Annotated in this window: 21 protein-coding genes; 12 read left to right on the top strand and 9 right to left on the bottom strand. The window is 56.7% G+C overall.

Going from position 1 to position 23,596, the window contains the following annotated elements:
- Positions 1–155: 155 nt before the first annotated feature.
- Complete coding sequence (gene adhP, locus FHN83_RS23450; protein ID WP_139565109.1) at positions 156–1,166, bottom strand: alcohol dehydrogenase AdhP; 1,011 nt, start codon at positions 1,164–1,166, stop codon at positions 156–158.
- A 406-nt stretch (positions 1,167–1,572) separates the two neighbouring features.
- On the opposite strand from adhP, the gene FHN83_RS23445 reads away from it, so the two are divergent.
- From FHN83_RS23445 to FHN83_RS23430, 4 genes are all read left to right on the top strand, one after another.
- Positions 1,573–2,064, top strand: a complete 492-nt coding sequence (locus FHN83_RS23445; RefSeq protein WP_139565108.1) for an Hcp family type VI secretion system effector — start codon at positions 1,573–1,575, stop codon at positions 2,062–2,064.
- Entirely contained in the window at positions 2,064–2,429 is a 366-nt protein-coding gene (locus tag FHN83_RS23440; RefSeq protein WP_139565107.1) for a tlde1 domain-containing protein, read from the top strand. Before FHN83_RS23445 ends, FHN83_RS23440 begins: the two co-directional genes overlap by 1 nt.
- Positions 2,430–2,436: 7 nt before the next feature.
- A complete protein-coding gene (locus FHN83_RS23435) occupies positions 2,437–2,886 on the top strand; it encodes a Shiga toxin A subunit (protein WP_139565106.1) in 450 nt (149 codons plus the stop codon).
- 154 nt (positions 2,887–3,040) lie between these two features.
- On the top strand, positions 3,041–3,640 hold the full coding sequence (locus FHN83_RS23430; RefSeq protein ID WP_039028742.1) for an inorganic diphosphatase: 600 nt from the start codon (positions 3,041–3,043) through the stop codon (positions 3,638–3,640).
- A gap of 37 nt (positions 3,641–3,677) precedes the next feature.
- Here FHN83_RS23430 and FHN83_RS23425 read toward each other — a convergent pair whose 3' ends face one another.
- Positions 3,678–5,387 carry an ABC-F family ATP-binding cassette domain-containing protein gene (locus tag FHN83_RS23425; RefSeq protein ID WP_139565105.1) on the bottom strand — a complete coding sequence of 570 codons (1,710 nt, stop codon included), beginning with the start codon at positions 5,385–5,387 and terminating at the stop codon, positions 3,678–3,680.
- Positions 5,388–5,737: 350 nt separating this feature from the next.
- Between FHN83_RS23425 and FHN83_RS23420 the strand changes: the two genes are divergently transcribed.
- Complete coding sequence (locus FHN83_RS23420) at positions 5,738–6,937, top strand: MFS transporter (protein ID WP_139565104.1); 1,200 nt, start codon at positions 5,738–5,740, stop codon at positions 6,935–6,937.
- A gap of 443 nt (positions 6,938–7,380) precedes the next feature.
- On the opposite strand, the gene FHN83_RS23415 is transcribed toward FHN83_RS23420, so the two are convergent.
- The 3 genes from FHN83_RS23415 to bdm form a co-directional block, all read right to left on the bottom strand.
- Complete coding sequence (locus FHN83_RS23415; protein ID WP_039028745.1) at positions 7,381–9,078, bottom strand: NAD-dependent malic enzyme; 1,698 nt, start codon at positions 9,076–9,078, stop codon at positions 7,381–7,383.
- A gap of 174 nt (positions 9,079–9,252) precedes the next feature.
- Complete coding sequence (sra, locus tag FHN83_RS23410) at positions 9,253–9,390, bottom strand: stationary-phase-induced ribosome-associated protein (RefSeq protein WP_139565103.1); 138 nt, start codon at positions 9,388–9,390, stop codon at positions 9,253–9,255.
- 80 nt (positions 9,391–9,470) lie between these two features.
- A complete protein-coding gene (gene bdm / locus FHN83_RS23405) occupies positions 9,471–9,686 on the bottom strand; it encodes a biofilm-dependent modulation protein (protein ID WP_139565102.1) in 216 nt (71 codons plus the stop codon).
- Between the two features lie 367 nt (positions 9,687–10,053).
- Between bdm and FHN83_RS23400 the strand changes: the two genes are divergently transcribed.
- Positions 10,054–10,482 (top strand): OsmC family protein, encoded by a 429-nt coding sequence (locus tag FHN83_RS23400; protein WP_003857069.1) that lies wholly within the window; start codon positions 10,054–10,056, stop codon positions 10,480–10,482.
- 25 nt (positions 10,483–10,507) lie between these two features.
- On the opposite strand, the gene FHN83_RS23395 is transcribed toward FHN83_RS23400, so the two are convergent.
- Complete coding sequence (locus tag FHN83_RS23395; protein WP_139565101.1) at positions 10,508–11,413, bottom strand: LysR family transcriptional regulator; 906 nt, start codon at positions 11,411–11,413, stop codon at positions 10,508–10,510.
- Positions 11,414–11,537: 124 nt separating this feature from the next.
- Here FHN83_RS23395 and FHN83_RS23390 point away from each other — a divergent pair, with 124 nt between their 5' ends.
- The 6 genes from FHN83_RS23390 (at position 11,538) to glgX (ending at position 22,184) form a co-directional block, all read left to right on the top strand.
- A complete protein-coding gene (locus FHN83_RS23390; RefSeq protein ID WP_139565100.1) occupies positions 11,538–12,287 on the top strand; it encodes an SDR family oxidoreductase in 750 nt (249 codons plus the stop codon).
- A 199-nt stretch (positions 12,288–12,486) separates the two neighbouring features.
- On the top strand, positions 12,487–13,719 hold the full coding sequence (locus tag FHN83_RS23385; RefSeq protein WP_039028870.1) for a diguanylate phosphodiesterase: 1,233 nt from the start codon (positions 12,487–12,489) through the stop codon (positions 13,717–13,719).
- Between the two features lie 198 nt (positions 13,720–13,917).
- The gene (locus FHN83_RS23380; RefSeq protein WP_139565099.1) at positions 13,918–15,468 is read left to right on the top strand and encodes a methyl-accepting chemotaxis protein; all 1,551 of its coding nucleotides are present in this window, start codon (positions 13,918–13,920) and stop codon (positions 15,466–15,468) included.
- A gap of 312 nt (positions 15,469–15,780) precedes the next feature.
- A complete protein-coding gene (gene treZ, locus FHN83_RS23375; protein WP_139565098.1) occupies positions 15,781–17,565 on the top strand; it encodes a malto-oligosyltrehalose trehalohydrolase in 1,785 nt (594 codons plus the stop codon).
- Positions 17,565–20,081 (top strand): malto-oligosyltrehalose synthase, encoded by a 2,517-nt coding sequence (treY, locus tag FHN83_RS23370; protein ID WP_139565097.1) that lies wholly within the window; start codon positions 17,565–17,567, stop codon positions 20,079–20,081. Before treZ ends, treY begins: the two co-directional genes overlap by 1 nt.
- Positions 20,082–20,108: 27 nt before the next feature.
- On the top strand, positions 20,109–22,184 hold the full coding sequence (gene glgX, locus FHN83_RS23365) for a glycogen debranching protein GlgX (protein ID WP_138368960.1): 2,076 nt from the start codon (positions 20,109–20,111) through the stop codon (positions 22,182–22,184).
- On the opposite strand, the gene FHN83_RS23360 is transcribed toward glgX, so the two are convergent.
- From FHN83_RS23360 to FHN83_RS23350, 3 genes are all read right to left on the bottom strand, one after another.
- On the bottom strand, positions 22,181–22,465 hold the full coding sequence (locus FHN83_RS23360) for a VF530 family DNA-binding protein (RefSeq protein ID WP_039028755.1): 285 nt from the start codon (positions 22,463–22,465) through the stop codon (positions 22,181–22,183). The two genes, glgX and FHN83_RS23360, sit on opposite strands and share 4 nt — an antisense overlap.
- An 82-nt stretch (positions 22,466–22,547) precedes the next feature.
- On the bottom strand, positions 22,548–22,925 hold the full coding sequence (locus FHN83_RS23355; RefSeq protein ID WP_139565096.1) for a RidA family protein: 378 nt from the start codon (positions 22,923–22,925) through the stop codon (positions 22,548–22,550).
- A 144-nt stretch (positions 22,926–23,069) separates the two neighbouring features.
- Positions 23,070–23,555 carry a DUF2938 domain-containing protein gene (locus FHN83_RS23350; RefSeq protein ID WP_176556525.1) on the bottom strand — a complete coding sequence of 162 codons (486 nt, stop codon included), beginning with the start codon at positions 23,553–23,555 and terminating at the stop codon, positions 23,070–23,072.
- Positions 23,556–23,596 lie beyond the last annotated feature (41 nt).

The following is a 23,596-nucleotide window of genomic DNA, read 5'->3' as shown; positions in this document are numbered from 1 at the left end:
AGGAATTGAGCTAAGGATTTGCGGAAAGTGGCAATAAAAAACCGCGCCGGGAGTGGCGCGGTTTGTGGGGCTAAACGATTTTCGCCAGCGGTTCGGCGTAATGCATGCTGATTCCGCGATGTTCGCTCTCTCCCCATAGGGAAGAGGGAAGATCGTTATGAACGGAAATCAATCACCATACGGCCACGGATCTGGCCCTGTTCCATCTCTTTGAAGATGGCATTGATATCGCCCAGCGGACGCAGCGCCACTTTCGGCACGACTTTGCCTTCGGCGGCAAACTGGAAGGCTTCGGTCAGATCCTGACGAGTGCCGACCAGCGAACCCACTACCTGAATGCCGTCAAGCACCAGACGCGGAATATCCAGGCTCATTGCTTCCGGCGGCAGGCCGACTGCCACCACGCGGCCACTGGCGCGAACGGCATCCACCGCGGAGTTAAAGGCCACTTTCGCCACCGCGGTTACCACCGCAGCGTGGGCACCACCGGTTTTTTCCTGAATGAATTTAGCGGCATCCTCATTGCGGGAGTTAACCACCAGATCGGCACCCATGCTTTCGGCGAGTTTCAGCTGTTCGTCATTCACGTCAACAGCGATAACTTTGGCGTTAAACACGTTTTTCGCGTACTGCAGCGCCAGGTTACCCAGACCACCCAGGCCATAAATAGCGATCCACTGGCCCGGCTTGATCTCAGAGACTTTGACGGCTTTATAGGTCGTCACCCCGGCACAGGTGATGCTGCTCGCGGCGGCGGAGTCCAGTCCGTCCGGCACTTTTACCGCGTAGTCGGCAGTCACGATGCACTCTTCAGCCATACCGCCATCCACCGAGTAGCCTGCGTTCTTCACGGTACGGCACAGGGTTTCGTTGCCGGAGTTGCAGTATTCGCAATGACCGCAGCCTTCAAAGAACCACGCCACGCTTGCGCGATCGCCCGGTTTAAGGGAGACGACGCCAGGGCCTACCTCCTGCACCACACCAATGCCTTCATGCCCGAGGATCACCCCGGTCTTATCGCCAAAATCGCCGTTCTTTACGTGAAGATCGGTGTGGCACACGCCACAGCACTCCATCTTCAGCAGCGCTTCGCCGTGTTTCAGCGGGCGCAGGGTTTTCTCGGTCACTTCTACCTGATGGTCTTTGGTCACGACAGCAGCTTTCATATGTTTCTCCATTTTCATATTGCGGATCTGCAATGCAGGTTAGATAAGACGATATACCTATTAAGGATTAAGTTTTTTAATGGCTGAAGCAAGGGGCTGTAACATTATGAAATCATTTAGCTTAGATGAATTCGATAATCACGAGTGGCATCACGCTTGCCCTTTCATTTCCCATGGTTATTTATACGTTAAAGTTATTCGCGTTCGCATATGTAACAGACAGGAGTTTAAATAAATAGTAAATATTAAGGAATATAATTTCGGTGGGATATTGGTTTAGTAAATAATCAGTGTCGCATTGATGGCTGTTTAATTGATTGATATCAACGCTAAGCAAAAAATAGCTGTTCAAATAACATATATTCAAAGGATACTTTTTGCTCATTTTAAAAATGGAGTTTGATCCATGGCGATACCGGTTTATTTATGGCTTACAGATGATTCTGGCAATCCTGTAAAAGGATCTGTTGATGTTCGTGGAAGAGAGGGAAGCATAGAAATAAGTGAGATTATGCATGCTCTGGAACTACCTGTAGATGACTTAACAGGTAAGATTACAGGCCCATGCGTGCACGGCCAAATGTCTTTCAGGAAAGATATCGATAGTTCTACACCTTACCTTAGTAAAGGAGTGAGTAGCGGCAGACGGTTTAAGGAAGCTATCTTCAGGTATTATCGAATTAACTATAATGGCCAGGAAGAAGAGTACTTTCGTGTAACGCTTACTGATTGCATCATCACTGATGTTAATGCTTTTATGCTTGATATTAAAGATCCTCGTTTCGAAAAGCACTCCCATCAAGAATATGTTTCTATTAATTATGCAAATATTGAATGGCATTATTTAGATGGCAACATCATTCACTCTCACGGCTGGAATGAAAGGAGGACGGCATAATGACGTGGGTCTATAAAGTTAAGGAGGCTAAGTTTTACCTTGATGGTACCTTCAAGTTTAATGCGCTGTATGCGGGGGCTGTAGGTTACTACAACGATCCTTCTCAACAGTGTGTAAAGAACAAAGGACCATTGCCAGCGGGGAAGTACAAAATTGGCAATCCATTCCAGCATACAACAGCAGGAGGTTACGTGTTAAGACTTACAGCGGACTCCTCAAACAACATGTGTGGAAGAGATGGTTTCTTAATTCATGGCGACAGTGGAAGTCGCCCTGGAGAGGCTTCCAATGGCTGTATTGTTGTTTTGCTTAACCACAGGATTGAGATCCATACAAGCAAAGACAGAGTGTTAATAGTGGAGTAGCACGATTATGTTCAAATATCTTTGTTTTTCCTTTGTAATGCTCCCTGTTTTAGCTCAGGCTAAGATAGGTTCTGAACAGTGTGCTGATGTTGGGCGCGCAATCGAGTTAGCAACTCTTTCATCTTTTACCGATGATTTGAAAATTGATCGTTCGACTATCCTTGAGCATAAAACTGAGGTGAAATTACTTGGAGTGTTCCCTGTTTCTGATATATTGGCCAAACAATTAGCTGAGGATGCTTATAAAAAAGCCATGGCTCAAAAAAATAGTATTGTGCTCTCCAGGGAACAATATTATTCAATTTATCATGATGACAATGTGAAAAGCATTTCAGCGAAGTACACCTTTACCAATCACGATGGTAAAAAGAATGTATTTATAGCTTTAGGTTATATCAATGATAATGAATGCTCAGTGGATTATGGAGGTTATCTGACTCTCGCCAGAGAGTTCTGACCCCAAGGCTTAGGTAAAATAAAGGAGACAACCTTCAGGCGGTCTCCTTTTAACGCTTTCTCCAGTCATTATTTCTGCAGCAAATATGTCATGTTTCTGACATAACCAGCCCGTAAGGTGTTGTCTTCTCAATAACCGAAGAGTTAAAAAGACAATGCATCTGGTAAAAAAACTTCTCGCAGTGAGCGTTCTTCTGTCCGCTTCCGTACAGGCGCAAAACATCCTCGAATTCCCACAGCCTGATAACAACCCGGAAGAGTTCTACGCCGTTACCGAAATTCCTGCGGGCGGGATTATTAAGTACGAGACTGACGCCAAAACCGGCTTTATTATTGCCGACCGTTTCCAGTCGATGCCGGTGGCTTACCCGGCCAACTACGGCTCGCTGACCCAGTCCCTGGCGGGTGATGGCGATCCGCTGGACGTGATTTTCTATACCCGCGCGCCGATGGCACCGGGCACCCTGATTAAGCTGCGCGCCATTGGCGTACTGAAGATGATCGACGGCGGCGAGAAGGACGACAAAATCGTTGCCGTGCCGGCCAGCAAAATCGATCCGACTTATGACGACATTAAAGAGTTAAGCGACCTGCCAAAGATTGAACAGCAGCGCCTGGAGTCGTTCTTCCGGGTTTATAAACAGCTGCCGGAAGGGCGCAAATCGGTGGAGCTGAACGGCTTCAACGATGCCGCCACCGCGAAGCAGGAAATTAAACAGGCATGGGATGCCTGGAAAACGCAGCAACCGAAATAAACAATTGCCCGGCGGCGGCTACCCGCCGGGCATTGCCTTACAGCTGCGCCGTCAGCGCGGCAATCTCCTCCTGCCACTGCGCCTGAAGCTGAGGCTTCTGATGTTTAGGCTTACGCAGCCGATCCTCCTCCAGCAGTTTCTCCAGCATAATCAGCCGCTCTAACAGATCCTCAGCGGGTTCTGCCTGGCCTGCTTTCGTCACAGCCTTTGCCGATTGGTCACGCAAACCGCTGTCATCGCGCAGGCGGGCAAAAACCGTATCCGCGTCATGCCATTCGCTCAGCACGCCATTGTCGATCAGCCAGAAGCGGTTGCAGCTCTGGCTGATTAACTGCCGATCGTGGCTGACCAGCAGCACGCCGCCTTCAAACTGTTGTAACGTTTCCGCCAGCGCTTCTTTGCCTTCCATATCCAGATGGTTAGTTGGCTCATCAAGCATCAGCAGGCTGAAGCGCGCCAGCGTCAGGCCAATAAACAGCAGCCGCGAGCGCTCGCCGCCGCTCAGCGTGCTGACCTTTTGTCCGTGCCGCGCCCAGGCGAACCCGGCGGAGATCAGCGCCATCTTGCGATCCTGAATGTTCGGGGCGAACGGCTCCAGGGCGTCGATCAGCGTGGCTTCATCCGCCAGCTGGTGCAGCGTCTGGTCGTAGTAGCCAGGCGCGACGCGTGGGTGGAGGGTTAATCCGGCGTGGCTTTCCGCAGCAATAAACTGCTGCCAGATAAGGCGCATCAGCGAGGATTTGCCACAGCCGTTGCGCCCGACGATGGCGACCCGGTCGCCGCTTTTTAGACGGACGTTTTCCGCCGAGAACAACGGCGGCAGGCCCGGGGCTGGGGCCACGTCGAGCGACGCGATCTCCAGCAACCGGTCGGCCCGCAGGGCATCGCCGCGCAGGGTTAAGGTCCAGGGGCTGCCCGCCGTCAGCGACGTCTGGCTCTCCTTTAGCCGCTCCACCTGGCGCTCCATCTGCTTAGCTTTACGGGCCAGATCCTCGTTGTCGTAGACCTTGCCCCAGGTCGCCAGCCGTTTTGCACTGGCGGTGACCCGGTCGATCTCCTTTTGCTCTGCTTTATGGCGCAGCGCGTCGCTCTCATCTTTCTCCGCCAGCGCCTGACGCGCCCGGGTGCAGGGAAGGGCGAAGTAGTGCAGCGTTTTGTCCCGCAGGATCCAGCTGCCGTTGGTGACGGCATCCAGCAGCTGCCTGTCGTGGGACACCAGCACAAAGCTGCCGGACCAGCTCTGTAAAAACTGCTCCAGCCACAGCAGCGTGGGCAGATCCAGGTGGTTGCTGGGTTCATCCAGCAGTAGCAGATCCGGCTCGTTAATCAGCGCCCGCGCCAGCAGGAGTCGCGTGTGCTGCCCGCCGCTAAGCGTGGCCGATTGCAGGGCTATGTCTTGCGGGGTGAACCCCATGCTCGCCAGCAGGGTCTCTGCCCGCCAGCGCAGGCTCTCACGCTCGGCAACCGGCAACTGCGCCAGAACCGCGTCGAGCATGGTTAAGGGATAAATCTCAGGAGGAAGATGCTGCTCCACCCGCGACATCAGGCAATGACCGGCCAGCGCCACCGTGCCGGAAAGGGGCGTGTCGGTGCCGTCGAGGATCTTCAGCAGGGTACTTTTGCCACAGCCGTTATCGCCCAGCAAACCGATGCGGTCGCCTTTTTTCAGGCTAAAGGAGAGGTTGTCGAACAGGGTGTCGAAAGCGGTATCAACACGTAAAAATTGTGCAGTCAGTAATGTGCTCATTTGCTTACTCAAGAGTTACAGGCGTAAAAACGCCTCGTCAATCAACGCTGACGATAACCCGGTAAGCCCGAGAGAAGGGATTGTCTTAGGTGTCTTCGCTCAAGCCGAAGTTATCGCAGCACGAAACCGATAACGCTTGAGCAGGTGCGATCACCAAGGTGAAGTGAAATATCAAAAATTTCACAGCACAGCATAATTAGCCTCCTTAGTATTCAGTAGGTTGATGGATGAAGCGAGTTTAGCGGGGAAGCGCGCTTTCAGCAAGGCAAGCTATTTGGTTGCATTTTAAAACTATCTGACCTAGCCTTACAGTGGTTTTATTATGAAACCATTAAAGGAGTTTTGGGAGCATGAAAGCACAACTGACGTTACTGGCTGGCCAGGCGATATCCGCAGGTCTGTCACGCAGCCTGGTGTGGCTCTTCGCCATTGCCAGCGGCATGAGCGTGGCGAATGTCTATTTCGCGCAGCCGCTGCTTGATGCGCTGGCGCAGGATTTTGCCATCAGTCAGGCGGCAATCGGCGGGGTTGTTACCGCAACCCAAATCGGTTGTGCGCTGGCTCTGCTGTTTCTGGTGCCGCTGGGAGACAGGGTCGATCGTCGTCGACTGATGGCGATACAGCTACTGGCGCTGGTTGCCGCGCTGGTGGTGGTGGGGACGGCGCAATCCGCCCCGGTGCTGCTGGCGGGTATGCTTGCCGTCGGCCTGCTCGGTACGGCGATGACCCAGGGGCTGATAGCCTGCGCGGCAAGCGCCGCTGCCCCTCATGAACAGGGGCGGGTGGTAGGAGTGGCGCAGGGCGGGGTCTTTATCGGATTGCTGCTGGCGAGAGTGTTTGCCGGGGGCGTCAGCGATCTGGCGGGCTGGCGCGGGGTCTATTTCTGCGCCGCATTTCTGATGCTGGGGATTGCGATCCCGCTCTGGCGACGACTGCCTGCCTTGCCGCCTGCCGGTTCGCTCACTTATCCGCGCCTGCTCGCTTCAATGCTGACGCTACTGAGGGAGGAAAAGGTGCTCCAGGTCAGGGGCACGCTCGCGCTGCTGATGTTTGCTGCCTTTAATATTTTCTGGAGCGCGTTGGTGCTGCCCCTGAGCGCGCCACCCTATAACTTTTCCCATACCGCTATTGGCGCATTCGGGCTGGTGGGGGTCATTGGCGCCCTGGCCGCATCACGGGCCGGGCAGTGGGCGGACCAGGGGCTGGCGCAACGCACCAGCGCAATGGCGTTGGCGATGCTGCTGCTGGCCTGGTGGCCGCTATCGCTAATGGACGTGTCGCTGTGGGCGCTGGCGATCGGCATCGTGCTGCTCGATCTTGGCGGACAGGCGTTGCATGTTACAAACCAGAGCCTGATTTTCCGCACCCGACCGGAAGCACATAGCCGGTTGGTGGGGCTGTATATGCTGTTTTACGCGGTGGGCAGCGGGCTGGGGGGGATCGGTACGACCATAACCTATGCCCATTTCGGCTGGCAGGGGGTGTGCCTGCTGGGATCGTCTGTCAGCCTGTTGGCTCTGGTGTTCTGGTGGGCGACGCGGGGGAGGTAAGGTGCGGTGTTTTGCCGGGTGGCGGCTTTGCCTTACCCGGCCTACGGGTTCGGTGCGGTGTTGCCGGGTGGCGGCTGCGCCTTACCCGACCTACGGGTTCGGTGCGGTGTTGCCGGGTGGCGGCTGCGCCTTACCCGGCCTACGGGTTCGGTGCGGTCTTGCCGGGTGGCGGCTTTGCCTTACCCGGCCTTCGGGTTTGGTGCGGTCTTGCCGGGTGGCGGCTTTGCCTTACCCGGCCTACGGGTTCGGTGCGGTGTTGCCGGGTGGCGGCTGCGCCTTACCCGGCCTACGGGTTCGGTGCGGTCTTGCCGGGTGACGGCTTTGCCTTACCCGGCCTACGGGTTCGGTGCGGTGTTTTGCCGGGTGACGGCTTCGCCTTACCCGGCCTGGCGTGACGATTTTGTAGGCCGGGCAAGCGTGAGCGCCGCCCGGCGTTGCAGGAGTTAAATAGACGTCCGGCGGTAGCTGCGGTATTCCGGCTTCCAGAAGTTCTCGTCGATTGCCTGCTGCAGGGCGTCTGCAGAGGTTTTAACCGCCACGCCTTGCTGCTGGGCCATTTTCCCCACCGCAAAGGCGATGGCTTTCGACACCACATGGATATCCTTCAGCTCCGGCAGGACCAGCCCTTCGCCGTTGTTCACCAGCGGAGAGTGCTTCGCCAGGGTTTCGCTGGCGGACATCAGCATCTCATCGGTGATGCGCGACGCGCCAGAGGCGATCACCCCAAGGCCGATACCCGGGAAGATATAGGAGTTGTTGCACTGGGCAATCGGATAGATTTTGTCCTTCCAGACCACAGGTGCAAACGGGCTGCCGGTGGCGACCAGGGCGTTACCTTCGGTCCACGCGATGATGTCCTGCGGGGTCGCTTCCACACGCGAGGTCGGGTTAGAGAGCGGCATCACGATCGGACGCGCGCAGTATTTATGCATCTCGCGGATGATCTCTTCGGTGAACAGCCCGGTCTGGCCGGAGACGCCAATCAGAATATCCGGCTTCACGTTACGCACCACATCCAGCAGGGAGAGCACTTCACTGTCGGTATCCCAGTTTTTCAGGTTCTCGCGCTTTTGCACCAGTTTGGTCTGGAACGGCAGCAGGTTCGGCATGGCGTCGGTCAGCAGGCCAAAACGATCCACCATAAAGACGCGGGAACGGGCCAGCTCTTCGCTTAAGCCTTCGCGCTGTGTCTGGGCGATGATCTGCTCGGCGATACCGCACCCGGCGGAGCCTGCACCGAGGAAGACTATTTTCTGGTAGCTTAACTGGTTGCCTGCCGCGCGGCTGGCCGCAATCAGCGTGCCGACCGTGACCGCCGCAGTGCCCTGAATGTCGTCGTTAAAGGAGCAGATTTCATCGCGATAGCGATTCAGCAGCGGCATGGCGTTTTTCTGGGCGAAATCTTCGAACTGCAGCAGCACGTCCGGCCAGCGATGCTTCACCGCCTGGATGAAATCATCCACGAACTGATAGTACTCGTCGTCGGTGATACGCGGGTGACGCCAGCCCATATAGAGCGGATCGTTGAGCAGCTGCTGGTTGTTGGTCCCGACATCCAGCACCACCGGCAGGGTGTACGCCGGGCTGATGCCGCCGCAGGCGGTGTACAGCGACAGTTTACCGATTGGAATTCCCATCCCGCCGATCCCCTGGTCGCCAAGACCGAGAATACGCTCGCCGTCGGTTACCACGATCACTTTGATGTTGTGGTTGGAGACGTTCTGCAGGATGTCGTCCATGTTGTGACGGTTCTGATACGAGATAAACACGCCCCGGGAACGGCGATAAATTTCCGAGAAACGTTCGCAGGCGGCACCGACGGTTGGGGTGTAAATCACCGGCATCATCTCGTCGAGGTGGTTTTGCACCAGGCGGTAGAAGAGGGTTTCGTTAGTGTCCTGGATGTTGCGCAGGTAGATGTGCTTGTCGATCTCGGTTTTGAATCCCTGATACTGGATCCACGCGCGTTCGGCCTGCTCTTCGATGGTTTCGACCACTTCTGGCAACAGACCCAGCAGGTTGAAACTGCTGCGCTCTTCCATGCTGAAGGCGCTGCCCTTGTTCAGGAGGGGGAATTCCAGCAGAACCGGACCGGCGTAAGGAATATAGAGGGAGCGATGTTTTTTGGCTTTGTTGTCCATGTTACTCACTTAATTTGTGCATATCCGTCCCTGGCACTGTTGTTAATCATCGTTGCTGTCGTGCCCTTAGGGGGTGTCAGGCGGGTAGTATAAAGGAGGTGAATGTTAAATGCCGCAACATACAAACAAAAACACCACCGGCTAAGCGGTGGTGTCGGTATCTCACTGGCGAACTTACTTCGGTTCGTGGCGTTTTCTGCCGGTGGCATTGATGACCTGCGTTTCGCTGTCACCCTCAATCACCACTTTGCGCTGGTTAGACAGCTTGTAGTTCAGTCCCAGAATATGGCGTGCCTGACGGTTCGATTTCATATTGACTCCTCCATCCTGTTGATGTTGATAAGGCGAACGAAATGTAACCCCTTAGGTTGCTGATCCAGCATAGCAGGTTTTCAGAAACTGTCGTGTTGGCCGCTGACAACGTAGTTAATGGTCTGCTGGTAGATATCACTGAGGATGTCATTATCTGAGGCTTCCACCCATTTTGTCAGTTCCATCAAAATGTCATCTTCAGTGACAGCGCCCATTTCAGCGCGCAGACCCTGTGCAATAGCGTTAACCAGCTCCGGCTGTGCGGATGTTGTATTTGCAGAATAATAATTAAACATGTTGCCTCCGTGTCGTTTTCTGTTTAATGGTCCGGCTCGCAAAAACATCAGTGGTATTCAGAATGGCAAATATTTATGCCGCTGTGTTTAAGAATCGTCTCAGAAATATTAGTGTCATAAAATCATGCTTTTTCATGATCTTAAAAAACAGAATATATTCTCCATAACCTTTGAATATATCTTTATGCCATTCGGTTACCCGAAAATAAATATTGCCGAAGACGAATTTAAATTACACGGAATAAAAGGATTTGCAATACGTCTAACCGCTCTGGCGTCACAGAATTTTCTTGTTATTTCACTATTTCGGGCTGCCCTCGCTGCGTGGTCTATACTGAAGGCTTTGTAAGCCAAAAGGAGAGCAATAATGACAATTCATAAGCACGGTTCAGCACACTGGTCTGGCGATATCAAGCGCGGCAAGGGGACGGTTTCTACCGAGAGCGGCGTTCTTAATCAGCAACCCTACGGCTTCAATACCCGGTTTGAAGGGGAGAAGGGTACCAACCCGGAAGAGTTGATCGGTGCGGCGCATGCGGCATGTTTCTCCATGGCGCTGTCGTTGATGCTGGGTGAAGCGGGTTATACCGCGGATTCTATCGATACCACGGCGGATGTTTCGCTGGATAAAACCGACAGCGGCTTTGCCATCAGCAAAGTGGCCCTGCAGAGCAAAGTGACCGTTCCGGGGATCGACCCGCAGCAGTTCGACGGCATCATTCAGAAAGCGAAAGCCGGGTGTCCGGTGTCACAGCTGCTGAAAGCTGAAATCACCCTCGACTATAAGCTGAACTGACCGTCCAGCCGGGCGCTCCGCCCGGCTATCCCTTCACCGCGTCCGGAAACACCTCCGCCAGCCACGCGATAAACACCTTCAGACGATGCGTCATATGCCGGTTTTGCGGATAAACCACGTAAAACGGGTAGTGTGGCGGACGCCATTTATCGAGGATCTCCACCAGCGTTCCCGCTTCCAGCAGGGCGCCTGCGGAGTACCGAAATGTCTGAACAATCCCCATTCCAGCTACCGCGGCCGCCAGGTGCGCGTTGCTCTCGTTTACCCCGATACGATGCACCAGGTTAATCTCGCGGATCTCACCATCCTGGGTAAAGCGAAACGGCACGGCGCGCCCGGTCATCGGCGAGAGATAACAGACCAGCTTATGGCCGTTGCGAAGCTCTTCAGGGTAGGCGGGAAGGCCGTACTGCTTCAGATAGCCCGGCGTGGCGCAGGTGACCATCTCCGCATTGCCGATGTGCCGGGCAATCAGGGAGGAGTCCTCCAGCGCGCCGCCGCGGATAACGCAATCCACATTGCCGCTGATTAAATCCACCGGCCGGTCGGCCACGCCGAGATCGATACGGATTTCAGGGTAACGGCGCATAAAATCCGGCAGGGCCGGGATCAGCACGTCCCGCGCCGTTGAGCCGCCGACGTCAATGCGCAGATGCCCCTGGGGCTGCTGTTTTACCGAGCTGAACGAGGTGTCGATATCTTCGATATCAATCAGCACCCGGCGGGCCTTTTCGTAATACTCCTGTCCCTCCGGGGTTGCCGTCACCCGCCGGGTGGTGCGCTGCAACAGGCGTACGTCGAGATGTGCCTCCAGCGCCTTGACCAGCTTGCTGAGGGTGGCGATGGGCATGTTGAGCGAGTCCGCCGCCCGGGTAAAACTGCCGGTTTCCACTACGCGGGTATAGGCGCGCATGGCCAGTAATTGATCCATAGAGGCACTCAGTGAAACGGGGATTATTTCCCCAGAGAAAAAGTGATTTCCATTTTTGCTGATTTTTCCGTAATCCCGCAAGCGCTACAGTGCATCCACACCCACAACGCGGAAGGAAAATCACGTGAATACAACATTAACAGGTAAGGTCGCTCTGGTTACCGGCGGCACCAGCGGTATCGGTCTGGCAACTGCTAAAGAGCTGCAGGATCAGGGGGCGAAGGTCTATATCACCGGTCGCCGTCAGGCGGAGCTGGACAAGGCCGTCGCCACCCTCGGCGGGCAGGTCACCGGCATTCGCGCCGACGCCTCGGTGCTGGCGGATCTTGACACGGTCTATGCGCAAATCGCCGAACAGTCCGGGCGGCTGGATGTGCTGTTCGCTAACGCCGGTGGCGGCGACATGCAGCCGCTCGGGGCAATAACCGAAGAGCACTTCGACCGTATTTTTGCCACCAACGTCCGCGGCGTGCTGTTTACGGTGCAGAAGGCGCTGCCGCTGCTGGCGGATAAAGCCTCGGTGATCCTGACCGGCTCCACGGTCTCGGTTAAAGGCACCGCCAACTTTAGCGTTTACAGCGCAAGCAAGGCGGCAGTAAGAAACTTTGCCCGCTCCTGGGCGCTGGATTTACAGGGGCGCGGTATCCGGGTAAACGTGGTCAGCCCGGGCCCGATTAAAACGCCAGGGCTGGGCGAGCTGGTGCCGGAAGATCAGCGTCAGGGTCTGTTCGATGCCTTAGCCGCCACGGTACCGCTGGGCCGCATCGGTGAACCGGAAGAGGTGGGCAAAGCGGTTGCGTTCCTCGCCTCAGATGCTGCCAGCTTTATTAACGCTGTTGAGCTGTTTGTCGATGGCGGGATGGCGCAGATTTAATCTAAATTCTGCCACGGACGGCTGGATAGCTCGCAGCAACATGGACGTTTCAGCTGCCTGTGTTTAAACATTCATCCAGCTTATTTTTGAGCCGAATCGCTTCTTTCCTGATATATCCTTTTAATACTATTAGTCGACAAATGTAATTTATGCTAAACAATAGCTTATAAGACTTCACATTCGACCGGGAACAATGGCTGTGCTGACAACTCTCATTTACAAAAGCCAGTTAAATCCATCCTGCAAATCTTTATCCCTTCTCTCACTTGTTGAAAAAGCCAAATACAGCAATGCCGCGCTGGATGTGACGGGCATTCTGCTGTTTAACGGCCTTGATTTTTTGCAGATCCTCGAAGGGTCGGAAGAGGTCATTGAAAATCTGTTCGTGAAGATAGGCCAGGACAAGCGCCACTTCGGCGTGGTGGAGCTGATGCGGGATTACGCCCCGCGCCGCCGCTTCGAGAACGTCGGCATGCTGCTGTTCGATCTGCGGATCGATACGGCAAAATCGGTGCGGTCGTCCGTCCTGCGCTACAGCAAGCTGGATAATTATCTGGCGGCGGAAGACAGGGTATTTAAATTTATTCAGTCGTTTATCACCCAGCAGAAACAGACGAGCAATGGCTCGGCCTTCCTGCCGGATAAATGGACCCTGACCCCGGAACATGCCCCATTTGGTAATTCCATCAACGGGCTGATTGATAACCAGGTCTGTCAGTTTGCCCTGCAGCCGATTGTGCAGCCTGGCGAAGGGAAAATCTCCTCGCTCGAGGCGCTGATCCGCGGTAACGACGGCGGAAGCCCGGAGCGATTCTTTAATGCCATCGATCAGGACAAAGTGTACGAAGTGGATCTGCAGACCAAGGCCTACGCCTTTGCGCTGGCCGAGAAAATCGGCATTGGCGATCATAAAATCGCCATTAACCTGCTGCCGATGTCGCTGGTGAACGTCCCGGGCGCCGTCGATTATCTGATGGACCAGATCCTTATCCATGGCCTGCAGCCGGAGCAGGTGGTGATTGAAGTGACCGAAAACGAAATGATCTCCGGCTTCAACCAGTTTAACAGCGCCATCAAGCAGTTGCGGGCGGCGGGTATTGGTCTGGCGATTGATGATTTTGGCTCAGGCTATGCCGGGCTCTCGTTATTGACGCGCTTCCAGCCGGATAAACTGAAAATCGATCGCGAGATTGTCAGCAATATTCACCTGAGCGGCCCCAAGCAGGCGATTGTTAAGTCGATAGTCAGCTGCTGCACCGATCTGGAGATTGCGCTGGTGGCCGAGGGCATCGAGAAAATCGAGGAGTGGTGCTGGCTGGAGTCGGCAGGCATCAAGCGTTTTCAGGGTTTTCTCTTCTCCCGACCTAAATTAAACGGGGTGGGCGATATTCACTGGCCGCAATTTTCCAGCGCTGCTTATTTGAGCGATTAAATAGTCGGCAAGCAGATTCGAATAAATAGTTGAATATTTTCAATGCATGGCGGGTTAAAATATTAGCAATAATTTTGTAATGCAGTGATTTTAATAAAGTTAATTATTTTATGGGTTTTTTATAAATAAATAACTTTAACTCAATCTTAAATTTTCGCTGCCGATAATACCTCAGACCGTATTGTTTCTGAGGTATTTATGTCGTTAAAAAAGTCTTCCCTTGCCATTCTTCTTGCCCTGTTGTTTTTCTTTGTCGCCAGTGCCGCAACCAACGTCTGGCTGGCGATTAAGAGCAATAACTCCCTGGATAACGTCAATAAAGAGATTCAGGTGGTGTTATCCATTATCGATCCTATCAACCACAGCCGTACCTTGCGCGTGCGGGTCATGGAGTATATGAAGCAGGTGGAGAGCGGCGACACCACCGGTCTCGACGAGAAGCTGGCCTCCGTTAAGCTGGCGCTGACCAAAGCGGACGGGGCGTTTGCGACGTTTAATGCGGCACCGCGTCTGGCGGATGAAGCGCCGCTAGTGAAAGACTACGACGAGGCCTGGCTGGCCTACCGCGATCGCGGCCTGGCCCCGCTGATTGACGCGGCCGCCGCCCACGACAAGGCAAAGTTTGATGCCCTGATCCCGCAGATCTCCGGTCTCGACCGTCAGTATGAAATCGTCCTCGACCAGGTACTTTCTGTGCACCAGAAATACGCGAAACAGCTTAACGACGACGCGCGCTCCCACTTTGCCTCTGGCTTGACCATTATTGCCGCCTTTGCCGCGCTGTTTGTGGTGGTGATTATCGGGGTGAGCGTCCTGATGAAGCGCTACGTTTTTGCCCCGATCAACCTGGCGCGCGAGCACTGCAGCCAGATTGCCGCTGGTCAGCTGACGGAAGCGGTGCCGCAGAAAGCCGGGTCGAAAAACGAGATCGATCTGCTGATGGGCTCGATGGAGCAGATGCGCCTGGCCCTGCTGGATACCATCTCTCAGGTGCGTGAAGCCTGTCGCACCGTGAACCACGCCTCGCAGGAGATTGCCTCCGGCAATATCGACCTGGCGTCCCGCACTGAACAGCAGGCGTCCGCCCTGACGGAAACCGCCGCCAGCATGGAGCAGCTGAGCGCCACGGTGGCGAATAACACCGACAACGTTAATCAGGCCGGTAAGCTGGTGCAGGATGCGGTGACCAATGCCCGCACCGGGGAGGCGGTGACCCGCGAGGTGATCGAGACCATGAACACCATTGCCGCTAACTCCCAGCGCATCGAAGATATCACCAGCGTGATTAACAGCATCGCGTTCCAGACCAATATTCTGGCGCTGAACGCCGCCGTTGAAGCCGCCCGGGCCGGGACGCAGGGTCGTGGATTTGCGGTGGTGGCGACCGAAGTTCGTACCCTGGCGCAGAAAAGCGCCGTGGCGGCGAAGGACATTGAGAACCTGATCGCCCAGTCAGTCTCCAGCGTGAAAAACGGTTCGCAGCTGGTGAACCGTTCGGGTGAGGTGATCAATGCCATCATCGCGTCGGTGAATAAGGTGAATGCGCTGATGGAGCAGATCCAGGTCGCCTCCGAAGAGCAGAGCCGCGGCATTGGGCAGGTCGGGCAGGCGGTGACCGAGATGGACGGCGTGACCCAGCAGAACGCCGCTCTGGTTCAGGAGTCAGCGGCAGCGGCGGCGTCCCTGGAAGAGCAGGCCAGACACCTCACACAAAGTATCGCCAGCTTCCGCCTGCCGGAACCGGCGTAAGAACGGGTGCCGTTTGCTTGCCCGGCGGCGCTCCGCTTGCCGGGCCTACGGTAGGCCGGGTAAGGCGCAGCCGCCACCCGGCAATGCCGAACGCAGCATCCATCCGTAGGCCGGGTAAGGCAACGCCGCCACCCGGCAACCCCGCACAGTTACTCCCCTCAACCGCTTCGTCGTGACCCATCTCACATTAAATTTCCTGGTCTATGCTTGATGTTCATGCGCGGTGGATTGCCGCCGCACTTTCTCTTTTTCCCTCTGCGTAACGTTCAACGTTAAGCAACCCGAGGAACACGGGTCAAACGAGGTGGTGGAATGACAGCAAAATCTATTACGTATTGGGGTTGTGAACACGTTGATGCGAACACGGTTCGCTTTCATTTATGGGCCAGCGGCCAGGAGCAGGTTTCCCTGCACCTGAACGACGAAACCCTGGCGATGCACCCGACCGGTGACGGCGGCTTCGACCTGACGGTTGATTACGTCAAACCCGGTTCGACCTACAGTTATATCCTGTCTGACGGCACCGCCGTGCCGGATCCCGCTTCCCGCGCTCAGCAAGGGGATGTGAATGGCCCATCGCTGGTGTGCGATCCCGACAGCTATGTCTGGCGCAACACCCAGTGGCGAGGCCGACGCTGGGAAGAGAGCGTGGTTTATGAGCTGCATATCGGGACCTTCACCCCTGAGGGCACATTCCGCGCGGCCACCGAGAGACTGCCGTATCTGGCGTCGCTGGGCATCACCATGATTGAGCTGATGCCCGTGTCCCAGGCCGGGGGCAATCGCGGCTGGGGCTACGACGGTGTTCTGCTCTATGCCCCGCACAGCGCCTACGGCACGCCGGACGAGCTGAAAGCCTTCGTCGATGCCGCCCACGGGCTGGGGTTGTCGGTGGTGCTGGACATTGTGCTGAACCATTTCGGCCCGGAAGGAAACTACCTCCCGCGCCTGTCGCCGGACTTTTTCCATCCTGAGCGGATGACCCCCTGGGGGAACGGGATTGCCTACGATGTGGCCCCCGTGCGCCAGTTTATTACCGACGTGCCGCTGTACTGGCTGAAAGAGTTCCGCTTCGACGGATTGCGCTTCGACGCTATCGATCACATTACAGATTCGTCTGAAAAACACGTTCTGGAAGAAATTGCTGAACGCATTCGGGAGGAGATTATCGACCGTCCGGTGCATCTCACCACCGAAGACAGTCGTAACATTATTTCCCTGCATCCTTACCGGGAGGACGGCACGCCGGAGCTGTTCACCGCCGAATGGAATGACGATCTGCACAACGCCATTCACGTGCTGGCGAGTGGCGAAACCCACGCCTGGTACCGCGACTTCGCGCATCAGCCGGAGAAATGGGTCGCCCGGGCGCTGGCGGAAGGGTTCTCCTATCAGGGGGAAATCACGCCCCGGCACCGCGAGCCGCGCGGGGTGAAAAGTATCGACCAGCCGCCGGTGGCCTTTGTCGACTTTATCCAGAACCACGATCAGGTGGGCAACCGGGCCCACGGGGATCGTCTGCTCTCCCTGATCGGGGAGAAGCGCACCAAAGTGCTGCTGGCCGCGCTGCTGCTGTCGCCGCACATTCCGCTGCTGTTCATGGGCGAAGAGTATGGCGAAACCCGGCCGTTCCTCTTCTTTACCGATTTCCACGGCGAGCTGGCCCGGGCGGTAAGGGAAGGGCGAGCGAAGGAGTTTGCCGATCATGCCAGCCATCAGGAAGAAGGGGTGCCCGATCCGAATTCGCCGGAGACCTTCAATCGGTCGAAACTCGACTGGGACAAACTCAACCAGCCGGAGGGCGAGAGCTGGCTGAACTTTACCCGCCATCTGCTGGAGCTGCGTCAGCAGGCGATTGTGCCGCTGCTGGCTACGGCGCGCAGCGGTGGGGGCAAGGTGCTGGAAACAGGGCCCGGCTGCGTGGCGGTGACCTGGACGTTTCCTCGGGGGACGTTGTCGCTGGCGTTTAACGTCGGCGGCCATACGGAGGAGATGCCCGACCTGCCGGGAGAAACCCTCTTTGCCTGGCCTGAGATCCACACCGAATTACGGCCCGACACCCTTATTGTCCGACTTGCCCCTGGAGAAACACATTAATGATCCCCACAGCGACCTGGCGTATTCAGTTTCGTAATGGCATGACCTTCGATCGTGCCGCCAGTCTGGTGCCTTATCTGCAACAGCTCGGCATCAGCCATCTGTATGCCTCGCCGATTTTTACCGCTGCCCGTGATTCGACCCACGGCTACGACGTGACCGATGCCAATGAGATCGACCCGACCCTTGGCGGCCGCGCCGGATTTGAACGCATGGTCAGCGCCCTGAAGGCGGCTGGCATGGGGCTGATCCTCGATATCGTCCCCAATCACATGTCCACCTCGCTGGAAAACGCCTGGTGGCGGGACGTGATTGAGCACGGCGAGAAGAGCCGCTATGCCCGCCATTTTGATATCGACTGGTCGCGCCGCCTGACGCTGCCGTTTTTAGGCGATGACTTTGAGGTGGTGCTGGCAAACGGCGACATCAGCGTGCAGCGCGATCCCGATACCGGCAAACCGGCGCTGGCCGTTTACGATAATTTTTATCCGCTCACCCCCGACAGCTGGATGGGACGTGAAGAGGAGGTGCTGAGCCTGCGCGAGCCCGCCGCGATAACCCGTCTGCATGACCAGCAGCCGTGGCGTCTTACCAGCTGGCGCGATGCTCCGCACGACCTCTCCTGGCGGCGCTTCTTCGAGATCACCGGCCTGGTGGGCGTGCGGGTTGAGGATGACGCGGTCTTTGATGACAGCCATGCGCTCATCCTGGAGCTGGTGCGTTCCGGGGCGGTGGACGGGCTGCGAATCGACCACGTGGATGGCCTGGCCGACCCGCGCGCCTATCTGCAGCGTCTGCGGCAGGAGGCTGGCCCCGAGTGCTATATCACCGTCGAGAAGATCCTCAGCAAAGGCGAGAACCTTCCCAAAGACTGGCCGATCTCCGGCACCACCGGGTATGAATTTATCGCCTCGCTCTCTGAAGTGCTGGTGGATGACGACAAAATTGACCGTCTGCGCCAGGCCTACGACACGGTGATCGGCAGCCCGGTGGATATGGATGCCGAACTGCGGGCGGCGCGCCTGCTGATGGTGGATCGCAATTTCGCCGGAGAATTTTCTACCCTGGTGAAGCTGGCAACAGACCTTGCGCTGACGGAAGGCGTTGCCCTTGAAGAGGAGCCGCTGCGCCTGGCGCTGCGCGAACTGCTGGTGGCCTTCCCGGTGTATCGCACCTACGGTACAGAGCAAGGGATGTCCCCGGCGGACGTGCGCCTGCTCCAGAACGTGCTGGCGCACGTCAGTGCCGACCAGCCGTCACTTGAGTTGCTGACCCGCATTCTGACCGGCGAGGTCTCCGATGCGGCCCGCGACGCCGCCAGCCAGTTCCGCACCCGCTTCCAGCAGCTGACCGGACCGCTGATGGCGAAATCGGTCGAAGACACGCTGTTTTTCCGCCAGCACATGGATCTGGCGCTCAACGAGGTGGGAGCCGAGCCGGTGCCGCGCGCCTTCTCACTGACGCGTTTTCACAGCGAAATGGCGGCCCGGCGTGAGCGTCAGCCGGACGCGCTCTCCGGCACCTCCACCCACGACACCAAGCGCGGGGAAGATGCCCGCGCCCGGCTCTACACCCTGACCGAAGCCCCGGAGATGTGGGCGGAGTGCGTGGCCCGCTGGCAGCAGCTTAATCAGACCCATGTCCGTTTTCTGAACGACGGTACAGCCCCAAGAGGCGCCGACACCTGGATGCTGTATCAGGCGCTGGCGGGGGTCTGGCCGCCTGAGCTGGGACCTGAGGACGCGGCGGGACTAAAGGCGCTGGAAGAGCGTTTCCTCGCCTTCGTGGAGAAAGCCCTGCGCGAAGCCAAGCTGCGCACCGACTGGGTGGACAGCAACGAAGCCTATGAAACTGTGGTGCTGGAGTACGCCCGCCATCTGCTGTCGCCGGAAAATCAGGATTTCTTGCGCGACTTTACCCGCTCGTTACGCCCGTTTATCCGTGCAGGCCTGGTGAACAGCCTGAGCCAGACGGTGATCAAACTGACCGCGCCCGGTGTGCCGGATGTTTATCAGGGCAGCGAAGGGCTCAACTTCAGCCTCGTCGATCCGGATAACCGTCGCGAGCCGGATTTCGCGCAGCTGAGCCAGCAGCTCCAGAGCGCCGACCACCACACCGCCTCCCGGGAGGCAAGCTGGCTGGACGGACAGCTAAAGGTCTATGTGACCAGCACGCTGCTGCACCTGCGCCAGCGCAAACCGGCGCTGTTCCGCTGGGGGAGCTATGTGGCGTTGCTGACCCGTGGCGAAAGGGCGGATAAGGCGATCGCCTTTGCCCGCATGGATGATGATGACGCCTTGATTGTGGTGGCGCCGCGACTGGCGTTTGCCAGCGCTGCGGATATGTTCCCGGTTAACGGAGCGGCCCTGTGGGGGGAGACAGAGGTGGTACTGCCTGCCGAACTGGCTGGACGCCGTTATCAGGACTGTTTTAGCGGTGAAATCGTTATGCCTGGCGAAAGCCTGAGATTACACGATGCACAGGATTGCTGGCGGGTGTTAATCGCCTGCAGCTAATGATTAATGTTCGAGGGAGAGACTTTTATGGCAAATGCAAAATCCTATGAAATTCAGTCGGGGCAGAGCTACCCGCTCGGCGCAAACTATGACGACAAGGGCGTTAACTTTGCGCTCTTTTCGGCCTGCGCTGAGCGCGTTGAGCTGTGCCTTTTTGACCCGACAGGCCAGCATGAAATCGCCCGCCTGGAGCTGCCGGAGTACACCGACGAAGTGTGGCACGGCTACGTTCCGGATCTGAAACCGGGGGCCCTGTACGGCTATCGCGTTTATGGCCCTTACGATCCAGAAAACGGCCATCGCTTTAACCCGCATAAATTGCTGCTCGATCCCTATGCCCGCGCCCTGACCGGGGAGCTGAAGTGGAACGCCGCCCATTTTGGTTATGAACTGGGGCATGACGACCTCGATCTCAGCTTTGATACCCGCGACAGCGCGCCTTTCACGCCGAAATGCCGGGTGATCGACCCGCGGGTGTTCGACGGACAGGATCCGCATCGCCCGACGGTGCCCTGGTCTGAAACCATTCTCTATGAAACGCACGTGAAGGGCTTTACCCAGCTTCACCCGGCGATCCCGCCTGAGTTACGCGGCACCTTCGAGGGGATGGGGCATAAAGCGATTGTCGATTACATCAAAAGCCTCGGCATCACCTCGGTGGAACTGCTGCCGGTGCACGCTTTCCCGGACGATCAGCATCTGCTGGACCGGGGCCTGAAAAACTTCTGGGGCTATAACACCCTGAACTTCTTCTCTCCGGCGTCGCGCTATTACGGCCCGAACGGCATTCAGGGGTTCCGCGACATGGTGCGCGCTTTCCACGATGCGGGTATCGAAGTGATCCTCGACGTGGTCTATAACCACACCGCCGAGGGTAACGAGCTGGGCCCGACCCTGTCGTTCAAAGGTATCGACAACTTCTCGTACTACCGCACTATCGCCGGTCAGCACCGCTACTATGTGAATGACACCGGCACCGGCAATACCGTGAATACCTCGCATCCCCGGGTGCTGCAGATGGTCATGGACTCCCTGCGCTACTGGGCTGAATCAATGCATATCGACGGCTTCCGCTTTGATCTCGGCACCATTCTCGGGCGCGAGCCGGAAGGGTTCGACCAGCGCGGCGGCTTTTTCGATGCCATGATGCAGGATCCGCTCCTCTCACGGCTGAAACTGATTGGTGAGCCGTGGGATATCGGCCCCGGCGGTTATCAGGTGGGGGGATTCCCGCCCGGCTGGGGCGAGTGGAACGATAAATACCGCGACACCGTGCGCGAATACTGGCGCGGGGATAACGTCTCATCGGACTTTGCCGCGCGACTGCTCGGCTCCGGCGACCTGTACGATCAGCGCGGTCGCCGCCCGTGGGCCAGCATCAACTTTATTACCGCTCACGACGGTTTCACCCTAAACGACCTGGTCTCTTACAACGAGAAGCATAACGAGGCTAACGGCGAGGATAATAACGACGGCCACAATGATAACCGTTCATCAAATTATGGTGCTGAAGGGCCGACCGACGACGAGCAGATTAATGCTCTGCGCGAACAGCAGAAGCGCAACTTCCTGACCACGCTGCTCTTCTCACACGGGACGCCAATGCTGCTGGCCGGGGATGAGTTTGGCCGCAGCCAGCTGGGGAACAATAACGGCTACTGCCAGGACAGCGAGATCAGCTGGGTGCACTGGGAGAATCTGCCCGCCAGCGCTGACGCGCTGCGCAACTTCACCCGTCATCTTATCAAGCTGCGGGCCAGTCAGCCGCTGTTACGCCGTGAAAGCTGGCGCGACGGCATGGAGATCCAGTGGTACAACGCGGGCGGTGGACCTCAGCTGCCGGAGCACTGGGATGAGGGCACCACGCTGGGGCTCTATCTCACCCGGGCCGATCTGCAGGGGCAACACGGGGTATGGCAGGAAGTGCTGCTGCTGATCAACCCGTACGAGGCTGCCGTCCCATTCCGTATCCCGGAATGCGGGGAAGGTGGCTGGGTGCTGGAGCTGAGTACGGTGGAGGATGACAACCTGGCCCGGGCCGTTACCCCGGACACGGACTTCTCGCTGGCGGGCCGCAGTATCGTGCTGTTACGCCGACCTTAACGGTTGGCTCGCGCTCTGGCCCACGGGCTGGTGGAGTCGTCGTCGGCATTGTCCGGCGCGGTCTCCTCCAGCGAGTCCAGATACAGGGCTTCGACCTCGGCGCGGGCCCAGGGCGTGCGGCGCAAAAACTTCAGGCTGGATTTCACGCTGGGATCGCTGTTAAAGCAGTTAATTTTAATCAGCTTTCCCAGCTGCGCCCAGCCGTAGCGCGCCACCAGGGCGTTAACCATCATCTCAAGCGTGACGCCATGCAGAGGATCTTTGGAAGGGTGAGCGGTCATAAGCGTCCGTATTATCAGGCCAGGGTTGGAAGCGGGGAAGGTTACAAGAAAAGCCAGGGGCCAGCAACGTTACCCGTCGACATTACAGGGCAAAAATCGTCTCAATTTCGACAGAGAGGTCCGGCGAAAAGAGGCGGCTCACCTCTACCAGCGAACTGGCAGGCAAATGGTCCCCGTAATTACGGTACAGCACCTCCCGCAGCGCGTTGATCTCCGCGAAAGAGGTGATAAAGATAGTCACTTTGATGAGTGACGAAAAATCAGCGCCTTCTGCTGCGATAATTTTCCGTATCTGACTGAATATCTCTTCGGCCTGCTCCGCGATGCCTTGGTGTTGGGCGGGTGTGCCAAACGCGGTTAACCCGGAAATATAGAGCGTGTTTCCATGCCTGACTGAATGGACATACGGGGCTTTCACTTCCCCTAACTCCGGATAGTTCTTTCTTACCAGTTCACTCATGTTGAAAACCCTTCTGGACGTTTACCTGTGGGGGAGTTATGCCCGTAAACAGTAGAGGAATGCCAGGCTCGTTGCTACTACCAGATAAGTTTTACAGGTAAGAGAATGTAGGCCGGGCAAGCGAAGCGCCCCCGGCATCTATCCTCAGGCGCTCATCATGAGTGCCGCAACATAAAGCCCAAATCCATACGCAAGGTGCGTGAGCGCGCTCATCAGGCGAGTCACCCATGGGCGGGGCGTGCGTGACGCGGCTATGCCAAAACCGAACGCTGGCTGCAGGAGCAGGAAGGGGGCAAACAAGGTTAGCAGACCCGCCAGCAAACCCATTGTAAGAGACGGCTCCCTGAGCCAGGCACCGCCGTTGAATATAAACGGCACAAAAGCAAAAGCTATTCCGGTCAGATAGTGAAACACCCAGCCAGTGATTTTCTCCCCCTTTACGCGCGGCGTCGAAGCAATCGTACTGTGGAAAAACGTTCCCTCAGGTAAACTCAAAATCCAACGTCCTACCAGGGCATAGTTCAGCGGCGGAACCCTGAGGATCTGTTTCTGAAACAGTGACCATATGTCCATGAGAAGCGTTGCGCCAATCCCCGTTATAACCGTTTTAATGACATAAATGCTTTCCAATGACTGCTCTCCGTTAATGAAATGCTAAGCTGACAGCCAGT

The organism is Leclercia adecarboxylata, assembly GCF_006171285.1.
GTDB classification, from domain to species: domain Bacteria; phylum Pseudomonadota; class Gammaproteobacteria; order Enterobacterales; family Enterobacteriaceae; genus Enterobacter; species Enterobacter barmai.
This window is presented reverse-complemented; position numbering and strand designations above follow the sequence as displayed.

What these genes read in the sequence shown, in the direction of transcription:
- FHN83_RS23380 (WP_139565099.1), top strand. Translation starts at nt 13,918, where the DNA reads ATGTCGTTAAAAAAGTCTTCCCTTGCCATTCTTCTTGCCCTGTTGTTT.
- FHN83_RS23445 (WP_139565108.1), top strand. Translation starts at nt 1,573, where the DNA reads ATGGCGATACCGGTTTATTTATGGCTTACAGATGATTCTGGCAATCCT.
- FHN83_RS23420 (WP_139565104.1), top strand. Translation starts at nt 5,738, where the DNA reads ATGAAAGCACAACTGACGTTACTGGCTGGCCAGGCGATATCCGCAGGT.
- FHN83_RS23360 (WP_039028755.1), bottom strand. Translation starts at nt 22,465, where the DNA reads ATGACCGCTCACCCTTCCAAAGATCCTCTGCATGGCGTCACGCTTGAG.
- sra (WP_139565103.1), bottom strand. Translation starts at nt 9,390, where the DNA reads ATGAAATCGAACCGTCAGGCACGCCATATTCTGGGACTGAACTACAAG.
- bdm (WP_139565102.1), bottom strand. Translation starts at nt 9,686, where the DNA reads ATGTTTAATTATTATTCTGCAAATACAACATCCGCACAGCCGGAGCTG.
- glgX (WP_138368960.1), top strand. Translation starts at nt 20,109, where the DNA reads ATGGCAAATGCAAAATCCTATGAAATTCAGTCGGGGCAGAGCTACCCG.
- FHN83_RS23415 (WP_039028745.1), bottom strand. Translation starts at nt 9,078, where the DNA reads ATGGACAACAAAGCCAAAAAACATCGCTCCCTCTATATTCCTTACGCC.
- FHN83_RS23430 (WP_039028742.1), top strand. Translation starts at nt 3,041, where the DNA reads ATGCATCTGGTAAAAAAACTTCTCGCAGTGAGCGTTCTTCTGTCCGCT.
- FHN83_RS23440 (WP_139565107.1), top strand. Translation starts at nt 2,064, where the DNA reads ATGACGTGGGTCTATAAAGTTAAGGAGGCTAAGTTTTACCTTGATGGT.
- adhP (WP_139565109.1), bottom strand. Translation starts at nt 1,166, where the DNA reads ATGAAAGCTGCTGTCGTGACCAAAGACCATCAGGTAGAAGTGACCGAG.
- FHN83_RS23355 (WP_139565096.1), bottom strand. Translation starts at nt 22,925, where the DNA reads ATGAGTGAACTGGTAAGAAAGAACTATCCGGAGTTAGGGGAAGTGAAA.
- treZ (WP_139565098.1), top strand. Translation starts at nt 15,781, where the DNA reads ATGACAGCAAAATCTATTACGTATTGGGGTTGTGAACACGTTGATGCG.
- FHN83_RS23395 (WP_139565101.1), bottom strand. Translation starts at nt 11,413, where the DNA reads ATGGATCAATTACTGGCCATGCGCGCCTATACCCGCGTAGTGGAAACC.
- FHN83_RS23400 (WP_003857069.1), top strand. Translation starts at nt 10,054, where the DNA reads ATGACAATTCATAAGCACGGTTCAGCACACTGGTCTGGCGATATCAAG.
- treY (WP_139565097.1), top strand. Translation starts at nt 17,565, where the DNA reads ATGATCCCCACAGCGACCTGGCGTATTCAGTTTCGTAATGGCATGACC.
- FHN83_RS23435 (WP_139565106.1), top strand. Translation starts at nt 2,437, where the DNA reads ATGTTCAAATATCTTTGTTTTTCCTTTGTAATGCTCCCTGTTTTAGCT.
- FHN83_RS23425 (WP_139565105.1), bottom strand. Translation starts at nt 5,387, where the DNA reads ATGAGCACATTACTGACTGCACAATTTTTACGTGTTGATACCGCTTTC.